The organism is Enterobacter cloacae complex sp. ESBL7 (assembly GCF_041679625.1).
Lineage (GTDB): Bacteria > Pseudomonadota > Gammaproteobacteria > Enterobacterales > Enterobacteriaceae > Enterobacter > Enterobacter asburiae_B.
This window is the reverse complement of record NZ_JBGORN010000001.1, coordinates 1-13,334: the sequence shown is the minus strand read 5'-3', so window position 1 is coordinate 13,334 and position 13,334 is coordinate 1. Positions and strand designations below refer to the sequence as shown.

The 13,334-nt window shown below is 53.8% G+C and carries 15 protein-coding genes; 4 read left to right on the top strand and 11 right to left on the bottom strand.

The features are described 5' to 3' along the window. Position 1: 1 nt before the first annotated feature. Genes ACERY3_RS00075 through ACERY3_RS00055 form a run of 5 tightly spaced genes read right to left on the bottom strand, consistent with a single transcriptional unit; the run spans position 2 to position 5,287 of the window. Complete coding sequence (locus ACERY3_RS00075) at positions 2 to 943, bottom strand: ABC transporter permease (RefSeq protein ID WP_058842162.1); 942 nt, start codon at positions 941 to 943, stop codon at positions 2 to 4. An 18-nt stretch (positions 944 to 961) separates the two neighbouring features. Beyond that, positions 962 to 2,476 carry an ABC transporter substrate-binding protein gene (locus ACERY3_RS00070; RefSeq protein WP_373224847.1) on the bottom strand — a complete coding sequence of 505 codons (1,515 nt, stop codon included), beginning with the start codon at positions 2,474 to 2,476 and terminating at the stop codon, positions 962 to 964. 2 nt (positions 2,477 to 2,478) lie between these two features. Further along, complete coding sequence (locus tag ACERY3_RS00065; RefSeq protein WP_058842163.1) at positions 2,479 to 3,561, bottom strand: ABC transporter ATP-binding protein; 1,083 nt, start codon at positions 3,559 to 3,561, stop codon at positions 2,479 to 2,481. Beyond that, positions 3,558 to 4,571, bottom strand: a complete 1,014-nt coding sequence (locus ACERY3_RS00060) for an ABC transporter ATP-binding protein (RefSeq protein ID WP_023310488.1) — start codon at positions 4,569 to 4,571, stop codon at positions 3,558 to 3,560. The genes ACERY3_RS00065 and ACERY3_RS00060 overlap by 4 nt, the downstream gene beginning before the upstream one ends. Next, the gene (locus ACERY3_RS00055; protein WP_023334601.1) at positions 4,568 to 5,287 is read right to left on the bottom strand and encodes a FadR/GntR family transcriptional regulator; all 720 of its coding nucleotides are present in this window, start codon (positions 5,285 to 5,287) and stop codon (positions 4,568 to 4,570) included. The genes ACERY3_RS00060 and ACERY3_RS00055 overlap by 4 nt, the downstream gene beginning before the upstream one ends. Before the next feature lie 578 nt (positions 5,288 to 5,865). On the opposite strand from ACERY3_RS00055, the gene ACERY3_RS00050 reads away from it, so the two are divergent. Further along, entirely contained in the window at positions 5,866 to 7,068 is a 1,203-nt protein-coding gene (locus ACERY3_RS00050; RefSeq protein ID WP_373224845.1) for a tyrosine-type recombinase/integrase, read from the top strand. 157 nt (positions 7,069 to 7,225) lie between these two features. Here ACERY3_RS00050 and ACERY3_RS00045 read toward each other — a convergent pair whose 3' ends face one another. Further along, a complete protein-coding gene (locus tag ACERY3_RS00045; protein ID WP_262768481.1) occupies positions 7,226 to 8,458 on the bottom strand; it encodes a hypothetical protein in 1,233 nt (410 codons plus the stop codon). 160 nt (positions 8,459 to 8,618) lie between these two features. On the opposite strand from ACERY3_RS00045, the gene ACERY3_RS00040 reads away from it, so the two are divergent. From ACERY3_RS00040 to ACERY3_RS00030, 3 genes are all read left to right on the top strand, one after another. Beyond that, on the top strand, positions 8,619 to 8,837 hold the full coding sequence (locus ACERY3_RS00040) for an AlpA family phage regulatory protein (RefSeq protein WP_262768483.1): 219 nt from the start codon (positions 8,619 to 8,621) through the stop codon (positions 8,835 to 8,837). A gap of 494 nt (positions 8,838 to 9,331) precedes the next feature. Continuing rightward, positions 9,332 to 10,288, top strand: coding sequence for a plasmid segregation protein ParM (locus tag ACERY3_RS00035; RefSeq protein ID WP_262768485.1), 957 nt, complete (start codon positions 9,332 to 9,334; stop codon positions 10,286 to 10,288). Positions 10,289 to 10,299: 11 nt separating this feature from the next. Next, a complete protein-coding gene (locus tag ACERY3_RS00030; RefSeq protein ID WP_262768487.1) occupies positions 10,300 to 10,659 on the top strand; it encodes a plasmid partitioning/stability family protein in 360 nt (119 codons plus the stop codon). Positions 10,660 to 10,862: 203 nt separating this feature from the next. On the opposite strand, the gene ACERY3_RS00025 is transcribed toward ACERY3_RS00030, so the two are convergent. The 5 genes from ACERY3_RS00025 to ACERY3_RS00005 all read right to left on the bottom strand — a co-directional run. Then, the gene (locus tag ACERY3_RS00025; protein WP_262768491.1) at positions 10,863 to 11,222 is read right to left on the bottom strand and encodes a DUF2913 family protein; all 360 of its coding nucleotides are present in this window, start codon (positions 11,220 to 11,222) and stop codon (positions 10,863 to 10,865) included. Further along, positions 11,119 to 11,433, bottom strand: coding sequence for a Crp/Fnr family transcriptional regulator (locus ACERY3_RS00020; protein ID WP_373224844.1), 315 nt, complete (start codon positions 11,431 to 11,433; stop codon positions 11,119 to 11,121). The genes ACERY3_RS00025 and ACERY3_RS00020 overlap by 104 nt, the downstream gene beginning before the upstream one ends. A gap of 18 nt (positions 11,434 to 11,451) precedes the next feature. Further along, positions 11,452 to 11,772, bottom strand: coding sequence for a Dabb family protein (locus ACERY3_RS00015; RefSeq protein WP_262768493.1), 321 nt, complete (start codon positions 11,770 to 11,772; stop codon positions 11,452 to 11,454). Next, positions 11,738 to 12,376: a hypothetical protein gene (locus tag ACERY3_RS00010; protein ID WP_262768495.1), complete on the bottom strand. Its 639-nt coding sequence runs from the start codon at positions 12,374 to 12,376 to the stop codon at positions 11,738 to 11,740. Before ACERY3_RS00010 ends, ACERY3_RS00015 begins: the two co-directional genes overlap by 35 nt. Before the next feature lie 376 nt (positions 12,377 to 12,752). Continuing rightward, positions 12,753 to 13,334 (bottom strand): hypothetical protein (locus ACERY3_RS00005; protein WP_373224843.1); only part of this gene is annotated, 582 nt, incomplete at its 5' end.

Genomic DNA, 13,334 nt, shown 5'->3' with positions numbered 1-13,334 from the left:
GTTAACCTCGCATTTTCGGGTTGATAAGGACGTAGAGCACGTCTGCCAGCAGGTTCAGCATCAGGAAGCCGATCGCCACGATCAGCACTACGCCCTGCACCACCGCGTAGTCACGGTTAAATACCGAGTCGACGATCATCTTGCCGAAGCCCGGAATGGTGAAGACCTGCTCGGTCAGCACCGCGCCGCCCAGCAGCTCGCCGAACAGCAGCGTGGCGAGGGTGATGACCGGTACCAGCGCGTTGCGAAACGCGTGCTTCAGGATCACCGCCTTTGGCAGCAGCCCCTTAGCGCGCGCGGTGCGGATGTAATCCGCCTTCAGGACCGCAATCATCGAGGCGCGGGTATGGCGCATCAGCGTCGCCGCAAGGCCGGTTCCGAGCACGGACGCGGGCAGCAGCAGCGTGCGCAGGTTCTGGAGCGGATCTTCACTGAACGGCACGTAGCCGGACGCGGGCAGCCACTGCAGGTTCACCGAAAAGACCAGAATCAGCAGGATCCCCAGCCAGAAGTGCGGGATCGAGATCCCCGAGATCGCCACGAAATTCGCCCCGTGATCGACCCAGCTGTTTTTGTTCACCGCCGCGAGGATCCCCATGCTGATGCCAAACACCAGCGCGATAATCATCGCCAGCAGGGACAGTTCCAGCGTGACCGGCAGCTTGCTGGCGATCAGCTGCGTCACCGGTTCGTGCGTGCGTAAGGAGACGCCCAGATCGCCCTGCAGCGCCCGCGTCAGCCAGTGGAAATACTGCACGGGGATTGGCGCATCGAGGTTCAGTTCCGCACGCAGCTGGGCGATGACCGCCGGGTCGCGCTCCTCCCCGGCCATGGCGATCAGCGGGTCGCCGGGCAGCAGCTTTTGCAACCCGAACACCATCATGCTCACCAGCAGCAGGGTTGGTATAGCCAGCAGCAGACGTTTGCAAATCAGTTCCAGCATGGGTTCTCCTCGGGACCTTTATTTCGCCAGCGTCAAACCCGCCAGACGCACGATGCCGTCCGGGTACGGCTTAAAGCCCTGCACGCTTTTGTTCAGACCGAAAATGCGCGGCTCGAAGTAGAGGTAGGCAATCGGCATGTCGGTTTGCAGCTGCTTCACCACCTTGTCGTACAGCGGCTGGCGTGCGGCCTGGTCGGTGCTCTGGCGCGCCTGGGTCAGCCACTCATCGACCTGCGCGTTGCTGTAGCGGCCGTCGTTGAGCGTGCCTTTGCTGTTGATAAAGCCGTAGATGCTGCCGTCCGGATCCGGGCGTCCCGACCAGCCGGAGAAGCTCAGCTGATAGTCGCCGCTCTGCTGGCGGTCGAGCAGCGTGGCGAATTCGGTCATCTGTAGGTTCAGGTAAAATCCGGCCTCGGCGACCATCGCCTGCAATACCTGGCCCACCTGCTGCGAGGTTGGGTTGTTCGGCACCAGCAGGTTGACGGTCAGCGGCGCGGTGACGCCTGCCGCCTTCAGCAGCGCTTTGGCTTTGTCGACGTCACGCGGCGGAACCGGCAGGTTAACGTGATACGGGCTGACCGGGGAAAACGCCTGGTTTGCCGGTGTGTAAAGCCCTTCGAAGACCACCTGGTTTAACGCATCGCGGTCGATGGCCTGAGAAAACGCCTCGCGCACGCGGGCGTCCTTGAACGGATCGTTCGCCGGCACCTTGCCGTTGTTGATGTTGAAGGTGATGCCCTGATAGCCGAGACCGGTTACCTTCGCCAGCGCCAGCTTGCTGTCGGCTTCGACCGTTTTAACGTCGCTGGCGGCGATCCCTTCGGTCAGGTCAAGATCGCCCGCGCGCAGGTTCGCGAGGCGCACGGAGGCGTCCGGGATCGGCAGATAGATGATTTTGTCGAAGTGGTAGGCGTCTTTGTTCCAGTAGTTGTCGAAGCGGGTCAGCACGATGCGGTCCTGCGACACGCGGCTGTCAAACTTGTACGGGCCGGAACAGACCGGATGGGCGGCAAAGTCCGGCTTTTTCGCCGCCTCCGGGGCCATCATCGCGCCCGCACGGTCGGTGAGCTGCATCAGCAGCGCGGCATCGGGGGTCTTCAGGTGCAGCGCAATCTGCATCGGGCCGGTAACCTCGACCGATTCAACGGAGGAGATCTCGCTCTTACGCAGGGATCCTTTCAGGGTCAGGGCGCGGTCGAGGTTGTATTTTGCCGCGGCAGCATCAAATTTCTCACCGTCGTGGAAGGTGACGCCTTCGCGCAGATTGAGCGTCAGGGTTTTACCGTCATCACTCCACGCCCAGTCTTTAGCCAGGCCGGGGACGACCTTCAGGTTTTCATCCACGTCCACCAGCCTGTCGCACAGGGAGGCAAACACGAAGCGGCCATAGTAGGTGCGCGCCAGATGCGGGTCGAGCATGTCCGGGTCAGCGCCCAGGCCGATTCGCAGCACGCTTTCAGAATGGGCGGGCAGCGCCGCGCCAAGCAACATAACACTTCCCAGTACGGTCAAAAGAGAATTACGCATTGTCATTATCATGAGTTCCTTGAAGGAAGGGACGAGTGAGTGGCCGCGTGTTCAAACAGCGCGCGGCGGCGCAGAAAGGCGGCGGATGGCGGTGCGATCTGAATAACGCTGCGATCGCGGTTGATCTCCTGCCAGCGGTGGCAGGCAACCTGACGTCCGCCGTCGAGCACCTGATTGATCGGCTCAACCTGGCGGCATTCATCGGTGACGTACGGGCAGCGGGTGTGGAAACGGCAGCCGGACGGCGGGCTGGCCGGGTTGGGCAGATCCCCCTGCAGCAGCGGCGCATCTCGCTCAACGCCCGGCTGCATCTGCGGTGCCGAGGCAATCAGCGCCTGGGTGTAGGGGTGCAGCGGCGCGTCAAAAATCTCGTCGACGGTGGCAAGCTCGACGATTTGCCCGAGATACATGACCGCCACTCGGTCGCTCATATGGCGGATCACCGCCAGACCGTGGGCGACAATCACCATCGTCAGCCCCAGCTGGTGCTTCAGGCTCTCCAGCAGATTAACCACCTGCGCCTGAACGGACACATCCAGCGCGGATACCGGCTCATCGCCCAGCAGCAGCTTCGGCCCGGAAGCCAGCGCACGCGCAATGCCGATACGCTGGCGCTGCCCGCCGGAAAACTCGTGCGGATAGCGCCCGGCCCAGGCGGCAGGCAGGCCCACGGTTTTAAGCAGCTCGGCAACGCGGTACTGCCGGTCAGATTTTTTCATGTTCTGATGCAGCCACAGCGGCTCCCCGACGATTTGCTCCACCGTCATGCGCGGGTTGAGCGAGGCGAAGGGATCCTGGAAGATAATCTGCAGCTCGCGCCGGAGCTGATTGAGGCGCGCACCCGATGCATGCGTGATCTCTTCCCCCTGGTAAAACACGCGCCCTTCGCTGGCGGCCAGCAGGCGCAGCAGCAGACGACCGAGCGTAGATTTCCCGGAGCCGGACTCGCCGACGATCGCCAGCGTTTCGCCCGGCATCACGGCAAGCGAAACGCGATCGACCGCCGTGACAAACCGTGCCGGAGTAAAGAGCTTTTTGGGGCCGGGGAAAAGCTTGCTGAGGTCACGGGCTTCAAGAATGGGCGTGGTCATGCGATTTCTCCCAGGGCAATGTGCTGTTCGAGCGGCACGCGGAAGCAGGCGACCTGATGGCCCGCGCCGAGCGCGGTGAGCTGCGGTTTTTCAGCATGGCAGCGCGACTGCGCAAACGGACAGCGGGTGGCAAAACGGCAGCCTTTCGGCATGGATTCCGGGAGCGGGACCGATCCGGGAATGGTGGAGAGCTGGCCCTTGCGTGCGCCAAGAGAAGGGATCGAGCCCATCAGGCCGATGGTGTACGGGTGCTGCGGATCGGCGAATATCGCCTCCACGCTCCCCTGCTCCACCACCTGCCCGGCATACATCACGGCGACCTGCTGGGCGACTTCTGCCACCACGCCCAAATCGTGGGTGATCATCAGCACCGCCGTGCCGGTTTCCTCTTTTAAGGCGTTGAGCAAGGCGAGGATTTGCGCCTGGATGGTGACGTCGAGCGCGGTGGTCGGCTCGTCGGCAATCAGCAGTTTAGGGTGGTTAATCAGCGCCATCGCAATCATCACGCGCTGGCGCATGCCGCCGGAAAGCTGGTGGGGATATGCTTTCAGGCGCATCTCTGCCGCCGGGATCTGTACCTTCTCGAGGATCTGCAGCGCGACCTTCATCGCCTCTGCGCGCGAGACGTTCTGGTGTCGCATAACCGCCTCGCTCAGCTGATCCCCCAGCGTGAACGCCGGATTGAGCGAGGTCATCGGCTCCTGGAAAATCATCGCCAGCTCGCTGCCGCGCAGGTCGGCATATTCCCGCGGTGAGAGCTTTCGCAGATCGTGGCGGCGAAACTGCATCTCACCGCTGACAATCTGCGCGCTGGCGGGCAGTAACCCCATCAGCGCCAGGGAGGTGATACTTTTCCCGCAGCCGGACTCTCCCACCAGCGCCAGCGTTTCGCCCGCCCTGACGGTCAGCGAGATACCATCAAGCACGCTAGCCGGCGAGCCAGCAAACGTAACGTTGAGGTTTTGCACCCGCAATACGGGCGTGGCGTCCTTAAAGGGTATTGTCGTCATGGCGTGAAGTCGTCCTCAAGGTGGATCGCCTGAATCAGGGCGGTTTGCAGGCTGAGCAGGTGTTCGCGCATGGCGGCCGCGGCTTCATTAGGCTGGCGATGGATAATCGCAGACATGATCTTATGGTGGTGGTCGTTATAGCTGTCGACACGTTCGGGGGTGCGTGCCAGCTCGCGCAGATGCTGCCAGCCCGGTTCGCGCCGAACGGCATCAATGGCATCAAACAGGCCGAGCATCAGACGGTTGCCCGCCGCCTCGGCAATCGCCCGGTGAAAGGCGCTGTCCCAGAGTTCGTTGAGATCGCGGTCGTCCGGGCTGACCTTGTCGATGCGTTCCAGCATGCGCTGCATGAGCGCGAGGTTTTCCCTGGTGGCACGCAGTGCCGCAAGCCGGGCTAAGCCGGGTTCGAGCTGCAGACGAGCTTCCATCACTTCCAGAAGGTTGGTTTGCTGAACCAATCCCTGAAGGGCCAGCGGTTCAACAGGTGCCGCCGGGCCAATAAAGGTCCCTTTGCCCTGCTTACGCCAGATGCGCCCCTCTTCTTCCAGCACGTCCAGCGCACGACGTACTTCACGTCGTCCTACGCCGAGAGTGTCCGACAGCTCACGTTCCGTGGGCAGCGGTATGCCTGGTGTTGACTCATGCTGGTTGATAAGCCCGCGCAGCTGCTCAAGCGCGGTGCTGGAATTGGCCAGAAACCGTGACGGTTTTTCCATATTGGTTCGCTCGCTTTCATCATGACTTTATTTTTATTAACGATAAGTTATTGATATGGAATGAAGCTTATCGTGCTAATGATTAAGCAATAACCAAACCAATACGCAATTGGTTCGGTATATTTTTGGAAAGCAGGAGATAACCAGATGATTCTGCGTGAATTATTTTTACAGAAAGAAACATTCTGAATGAGGTGCGAAGAGAGGAGTGATGGAGAAATGCACAATTACAGTGCAAATTATGCACTGCATCCGTGCAATTGTTAATAAATTGCACTATGCATATTGACTTTTTGTTAACGATAAGAGAGAGAATGAGATTACTGAAGGCTGAAACGACGAAAGCCTGAATCATTTCTGATTCAGGCTTTCTGAATAGTGGCGGAACGGACGTCTGCTCTACATTTATCCAAAACAAGCCAAGCTCATCGTCAAACCCAAGAAAAATACCATATACCACACAACATTAACAAAATCCTCGTCCAATACAAATCAACTTAAACTTAGATAAGCGCCTGACTGATGGCATACTGAATGGCATACTGGTGGCATACCAGAAATAACAGGATTTACGGTTCATGGCATTACTTACTGATACTAAAGCCCGTCATATCAAACCTGATGACAAGCCTCTCCCACATGGGGGTGTCACTGGTTTAACTCTTCATCCATCTTCGACGAAAGGTCGTGGAAAATGGGTTCTTCGTTACGTCAGCCCTGTAACGCAAAAACGCCGCAATGCATGTCTTGGAACATATCCTGAAATCAGCATCGCCGAAGCTTCCCGCCTGGCCCAGGCTATGCGCGAACAACTGGCCTCTGGTGATGATCCCCTTGAACTCAAAAAGGCAGAAACAACAAAAGTCGTTATCCCAACTTTTGAAGAAGCGGCCAGGCAAGTTCACACTGAATTGCTTCCGGGGTGGCGTAACAAAAAACACGCCAGACAATGGATTTCCACTCTCGAACAACATGTATTCCCTTCATTAGGATCAGTGCCTCTTGATGCAATCGTTCCGGCAAACATCGCTGATGTGCTACGCCCTTCCTGGATGACAATCCCGGAGACCGCCGGACGGGTTAAGCAGCGAATCCACAAAGTCATGCAATGGGCATGGGCTCATGGATATTGCACTGCAAATCCTGTAGATGTCGTCGATCACCTTCTCCCCCAACAAGTCAGTGTCAGCATACGTACTGAGCACCAGCCAGCCATGCCATGGAAAATCATTCCTTTATATATCGCTTCCCGCGTATACAGCGATGAGCGCTACAACGTTACCCGCGCATTATTATTATTCGTCATTCTGGCAGCCTGCCGCTCCGGGGAGGCACGGGCAATGCACTGGGCCGAAGTCGATTTTAAGCGCAAAATCTGGACCATACCTCCTGAGCGCATGAAAGGCAGCCTTCGACACAGAGTTCCGCTCTCCAGTCAGGCCATTGAAATACTGGAGCAAATGAAAGGCATGCATGAAGAACTGGTGTTCCCCTCACCGAGGAATCAGACTGTACTCACTGATATGGTTTTAACTTCATTTTTGCGCAAAACCAAAGCCATTAGCGACACGGCAGGTCGTTGCGCAGTGGCTCACGGTTTCCGCTCCAGCTTTCGTGACTGGTGTAGTGAGCATCACTATTCCCACGATATTGCGGAGCGAGCCCTTGCGCACACCATCAAAAATAAATCTGAAGCCGCCTATCACCGCACAGACTTGCTGGATGAACGCCGTCCGATGATGCAGGCATGGGCTGATTACGTTTTTTCAGCGGTAAAATAAACCGGTTTCGCGCCTTTCGGGGCGCTTTTCTTTTTTTAACTTAACTGTTCATCCGCATTTGACTGGTACAGAACTACGGGTATTACCGGTTCACCATAACCACCATGAAAATCCTACTAAGGTTATATTAATAGGTAGGTTCATGAATACGTTGTGGTTATTCTCCCTCTTCAAATTTCAGAGCCATGTCGTAATAGCTGTTGTCATTTAGATGCCAGGGGATCATGCATGGCTGATTCATTAAAAGACTACAATAATATCGAACTTTAGAGTAACTATCTTTTCTTATCACTTTATGCCGTAAATATAAATTTCTTGCTGATATACTAAAGCCAGATGCCTTAAACTTTGAGCTTATTTTTTGTGAAATCGTATTTTTATTATTTATCTCGTAATAAATCGCTACCCCTGGCTCTTCCCAACGGCTGACCTCGATATCAAATGCTCCCAGCGTACCCAGCCAGCTTCCCTGCGTACCACCAAACATTCGTTTATGAAAATAAAATCGGCTCATTTTCTTAAGGAGCTGTTCAGCCTCTGTTGTTGAAACCCGGTCTTTACACTTAAAAGATGCAGAAGAATTTGGCTGTGCCTCCAGCAACCAGATATCAACAATCCTTTTGTAGTAATCGGCAATATTCTTGCGATCTGTGCGAGGCATCCTGGAGTCAAGAGCAGGAAAAACAATAGAGCCGTTCTCCTGGAGAGAAATCATTACTGCCAGTGATCTTTGTAGCATCTTCAACTCAAACAGCAAGCCTGCCCGGATGAACAACAGGGATAGATCTGAACCAGGTTCATTTACCGACGGCGGAGCCTTGTGTGAGTATTTCCTGCAAGAAACGATCTCGCGACTCGCCAGTTCCCGATAAAAACCGAGAGGTGCATCGGGATATTCCAGCGCATAGCAACATTCAGTTAGCCGGTATCTGATTAGATACGGCATGGATGATAATGCCAGCGCCTTATCATTCATCATCTCTTCTGTTGCCCCAACAAGGAATTCACTGTCCATACCATTCTCGCGAGCAAGCTTGCTCAGCATGGCAATACTAAAATTTCGAGCGTGTTCAGCAAACTGTTCATGCATAACCCTGTTATAAGGCGTACCGCCAGCATCGGTTTGTTTATGGTGCTCATCCATATTAGAAAAATAGTTGCTGTCAACAGACAGGTAAATTTCAAGAGCAGCCAGCATATAGTGCCGGGTTATCTCAGCCTGTTTTCCAGTTATCCCTGTTTTCGCAAGTAGACTGTTGATTCTGCCTAGAATGCGGGGATACCACTCTGCAAGTGGTTCTCCGTAGATGAGGCTCATTACAACCTGGCTGAAGTGAAGGCTGTCGATGGCATCAAACGCTGCTTTCTGCAGGGGGGTTGTTGCTGGCATAAATTAGTGTCAAAAAAAGTAAGTGATAACTGCCAATTTTAGACACTATTAGACCTCATTACAATCCATCGCATACCAGCCAGTTGGCTCAGGTGGCGAATAACAGCGAATAGTTATTCAACAGACAACTTAATTTCGAACAGTTGAATGAGGTAGAAAGATGATCATCCATACCCCGACCGTGAAGATTCTTCGCATGCGTGCACTTACAGCCAAACTCGGCATCGCCCGTTCGACCATTTACGACTGGCTCAATCCGAATTCACCACGCTACGATGCTACTTTTCCAAAGCAGCGGCGACTGGGGCAACAGTCTGTAGGGTGGCTGGAAGCAGAACTGGATCAATGGCTGCTGGAACGTGAAACGCCAAACATTTGAACACATTGTACCTGGCTGACTGGCTGGCATATTGCTTCTTCCCGGGAAATAAATGTTGAAATATAGTCGGGGATGAACATTAATCCAGCCAGTCATGTATAAGTCGAGGTTGTTATTTTATTCGAGGGAGAGCAATAAATCTATTGAAGTACGGTATTTAAGAATGGCTAATTTAAAAATATCCCAAACATATATTATCTGATTGAGTATTACCTTCTAATACCTAAAGAGGAAAGTAACTAATGCACCTGACTGATAACCAACATGTTCAGTTATTACCAGTTTCTACAGTTAATAAAGTTTATTCTAACAAACCAGATAAACCGATTTCTCATATTTGTCTTACTGGAAACGCTACTTTATCTCATTGAGCGCTGGCTGGTACTGATTCATCTCACTTTGCTCTCAATTTTAACGCAATAACAGCCGTACACGTTTCCGGTAACGCCGGAAGGTTCAATCTCAATTCACATTTGACTCAACTAAGGTGCAATATGCGCATTTATATCGACGATGGTTCGACCCATATCAAAATGCTGTGGGAGCAGCACGGCAGGTCTTTCACCCATCTCAGCCCCAACAGCTTCAAACGCGGATGGTCAGCCACGTTTGGCAGCGGTAAGCCGTTTAACTACACCGCAGGCAAAGAGAAATATTCGTTTGACCTGATTTCCCCCGACGCTCTTACCACCAGCAATATTGAGTGGCAGTACAGCCCGCTTAATGCCGTAGCAGTCCATCACGCGCTACAGACCAGCGGACTTACGCCGCAGTGCGTGGATATCGTGGTGACTCTACCGCTGGCGGAGTTTTATGACGAAGACGCCCAGTACCGGCTTGATAACATTGAGCGCAAGAAACAGAACCTGCTGCAACCGGTGGTGCTGAATAACGGCCACGTCTTTACCATCACCCGCGTTACCGTGCGCCCGGAGTCCATTCCTGCCGGGATTGTGCTGTGCGATCAGCTATCAGCTTCCAACTCTGTGCTGATTGTAGATCTCGGTGGAACGACACTGGATATCTCACAGGTGGCGGGCCAGATGTCTTCTGTATCACGAATCTACGGCGATCCGGTTCTCGGCGTGTCTCTGGTGACCGACGAGGTGCAGCAGGCGTTGCGTAAAGCCGGTATGGCGCTGTCCCGCTACAACGTGGACAGGTTAATTATCAAACGTTTAGACGATACGTACCTCGCGAACAATATCAACGATCCACGTGCTGTCGGTTCCATAAAGCAGGCAATCCAGAGTGGTATTGCGCGTTATCGCGCGCGGGTACTGGAAGCGATAGATCGTTTCAAAGGCTATACCCACGTCGCGGTGGTTGGCGGGGGAGCCTGTCTGCTGGCTGATGACATTCGTACTCACGTCAATCTGCGCGAAGATCGTTTCTTTGTTGCACAGGATCCGCAGTTCGCGCTGGTACATGGTTTGAAAGCTATTGGCTGATAGAGGTAGTAATGAATAGAAGAAAAGTACTGATTTATCTGCGCCCTGCAACACATGCCAGCGAGCGCTTTGCAGATGCGCGTATTGAGGCGCATCACCGGGGCGATCGCGGTGAGTTATCACGAACGGCGTTACTTGCAGGTATTGCGCTGGGAGAAATTGACAGCCGGTTGCCGTCGGTCCTGGCGGCACTGCTGGCTGACAATACGAGCCAGGAAACACTGCGTGTAATGCTGTCGTCGTTTCTGAACATTCAGCCGGGTTCGGCTCCATCTGTAACGGTGACGGCTACGGAGCTGCAACCAGAGATTGCAGGACAATCCACCAGCAGTGTTTCAGCGAAGAATCTGGCGGGTTCTCTGCCAGAATAACACGATAATAAATGTTATATTGTTACAATAGAAAAAATAACGTCATAAACCAGAACACCGGGCCTTAGTGGCCTGGCGTCCTTTTTCCGTTCTTTTTTCTTTTAGTGTATCGGGGTCTACGGATGAGAGCGAAGATGTTAACATCGACCCATTGAACTCACAGCACAAAGCAGCCAGTCGAAAATGGCTAACTGCAATCTGAATCAAGCACCAAGTTCTGGAATCAAACGTAACACCGAAAAACCATTGTCATCAGGCAACCGTTCAGCATGCAGACTACACTGCGCCAGAAGCGCAGGAATGCCGCTGGTATCGCCAGTAAGCCGCAGTTCCATTGGTTTGATGAGTTCCCCCCTGTCGGTGAACACCTGATGCAGCTCGTCTTTTGGCGTATAGATCGCACAGACATTACCCGCTAATTTGGCTTTCTCTTCCCATTCCTTTGCTGAAACCAGACAGTTAACCCAGCCCATTGTCCGAAGCGTGTCGATCATATATGTAAAGCGAAACAACGTGCTTTGCTGCGTAAGCTCGCCAGAGCTGGCAAGCCAGATGTATTCCACCTTGCTGAAAAACCGCGCCGATATACTCGCCGGGCAGATAAAAGCCGGTGATGTGTTCTTCCCCGTTGTCGTTAAAATAAAAAGTTCTGACGGTACCGAATTTAATCAGCCAGAGCCCACTGCACTTATCACCGGCACGCCACAGATACTGCTTTTTACCGTATCGCCGGGACGGTCTCTGCCTGATAGCATCCCGTAACAGATTTTTCATAGTCAGACCTGTAACAATTCACCCGACAGCCACGTTTTCAGGTGCCAGCGTAAAATCCAGCACGACAATATCCTGCAGCACCGGTATAAAAATGGATTTCAGCGTATCATGGGCTGGATGCGGCAGGTAGCGCTGACGGGCAGCCTCATCGGCGAACGTCATCAGCACACAGTGCGTAAAACCCGCACTTTTGGCTTCGGGGCTGTCGTTGACGCCCCATTCCACACGGCTCACCCCTTCCACCCGCTTCGGGATGTGCAAAAAGGCCTGCCTGACCGCGTTGATTTGCTCAGGCGAAGCATCGTCAGTGAGCGTGATAAACAGAATGTGTCGGATCATGCTTAACTCCTGTATTAACGGGGGGCAGCGTAAAGGACACGTGTTCAAGGTCGTCCGGCGTGACGCGAATGATGCCCTCGCCAGGCGTATCGATTTCCGCCACCAGGAACAGTGAAAGCGAAATCATCACGGGCAGGACCAGCAGAGAATGTCCCTGCCGCTGCTGACGCCCGGTCAGACAGCAGGCTGCCATGGCGAAGGCAATGATCACCAGCCATGCCGCATCGGGGAGCTTGCGCTGAGAGACAGCGGTCGTCTGCTGCTGCGATACTCTCAGCTCACTGTATGCCGTCAGGAGCGAGCCCATCACTGGCAGGGGACTGTGCACGGCCTCAGAGACCGCCAGTAGCCAGAGCTTTTGCTGGCTGTCCTCCGACAGCTGGTTCCAGCTTCGTCCACCCAGTAGTGAGTTATCCCTGAAAAAATGGATCCGCTGGTCGAGGTATTGACGCAGCAGTGCCTGCGCTTTCGGCTGAGCCGATGCGGGTAATAACAGACTGTACTGGCATGCTTTTTCGATGGTCTGTGCTTCCCTGACCAGGGCCTGTTTCAGGGTGGTAAATCCATTAATCGATACCGAAAAGGCGAATCCGATAAGCAGCATGATTAATGAAAGCGCTCCTGCAGTGATAATAATATCGCCACCTGTACGGGATTTATCACGGGAGTGATTCTGATAACACCCAATATATGCAGACATTATCAGTAACGATAACATCACTGCCAGCAACAAAATATCATCTGCTGCCGGTAGCATGAAATAATACGCTATCATATTTTAACCACGGGTTAAGCAGTCACACTGGAAGTAACTTATGACAATAAGATAAATTTTGTCTGACCATTATTATTCGGCAAGGTCGAAATATTCTTTTCAGTGCACCACAAAAAATAAATCGACAGACTGGAAATAAAGAATATATTTTCTCTCAGGTATCGACACAAAAAGTACATGCTTCCTGAATATGTCGTAGCTGCATTTACTTGCTGGTCGTAGCGTTTCTTTTTCTGCGGAGCAGTCGCCCCCGGGCCTTCTCCACTGACTTGTTGCTCCGGTCCGGGAATAATGTGGTCTGTTGTTCTGCAACACTCAGATGCATATTTTTCTCCAGTAGCGCCCACTCTTCATCACTCCAGGGGCGAAATCCGACTGTACTTTCACGGGATTTCTTCAGCCCCAGCCTTCTCGCCATCACCCTGATGGCAACCTCATTCCTGCCCTGCAACTGGTGCATGACTGCAGTACCTACCAACGGGTACTGTGCTTTCAGAATACGAAGTTCATCTTCACGCCAGAAGCGACCGCTCTGCACGCCTAAAATGATGGCCCGTGAAAATATCGCGCTGACGCTTCTGCCCGGCAGCAGCCGGGTCAGCTCTTCAGCCTCAACCCCCTGCGAGTAGTGATGGCGGATAATCTCCATTTCCGCTTCGCTCCAGGGGCGGCTTCTCTTGCCGCGACAGCCCAGTCTGTCGGCCATCAGTCCTACCGCCCCCGGGGTACGTTTCAGAATGGTGGCAAGCTCTGCCACGGGCATTGTGCCGTAGTTATTTTCCAGAAA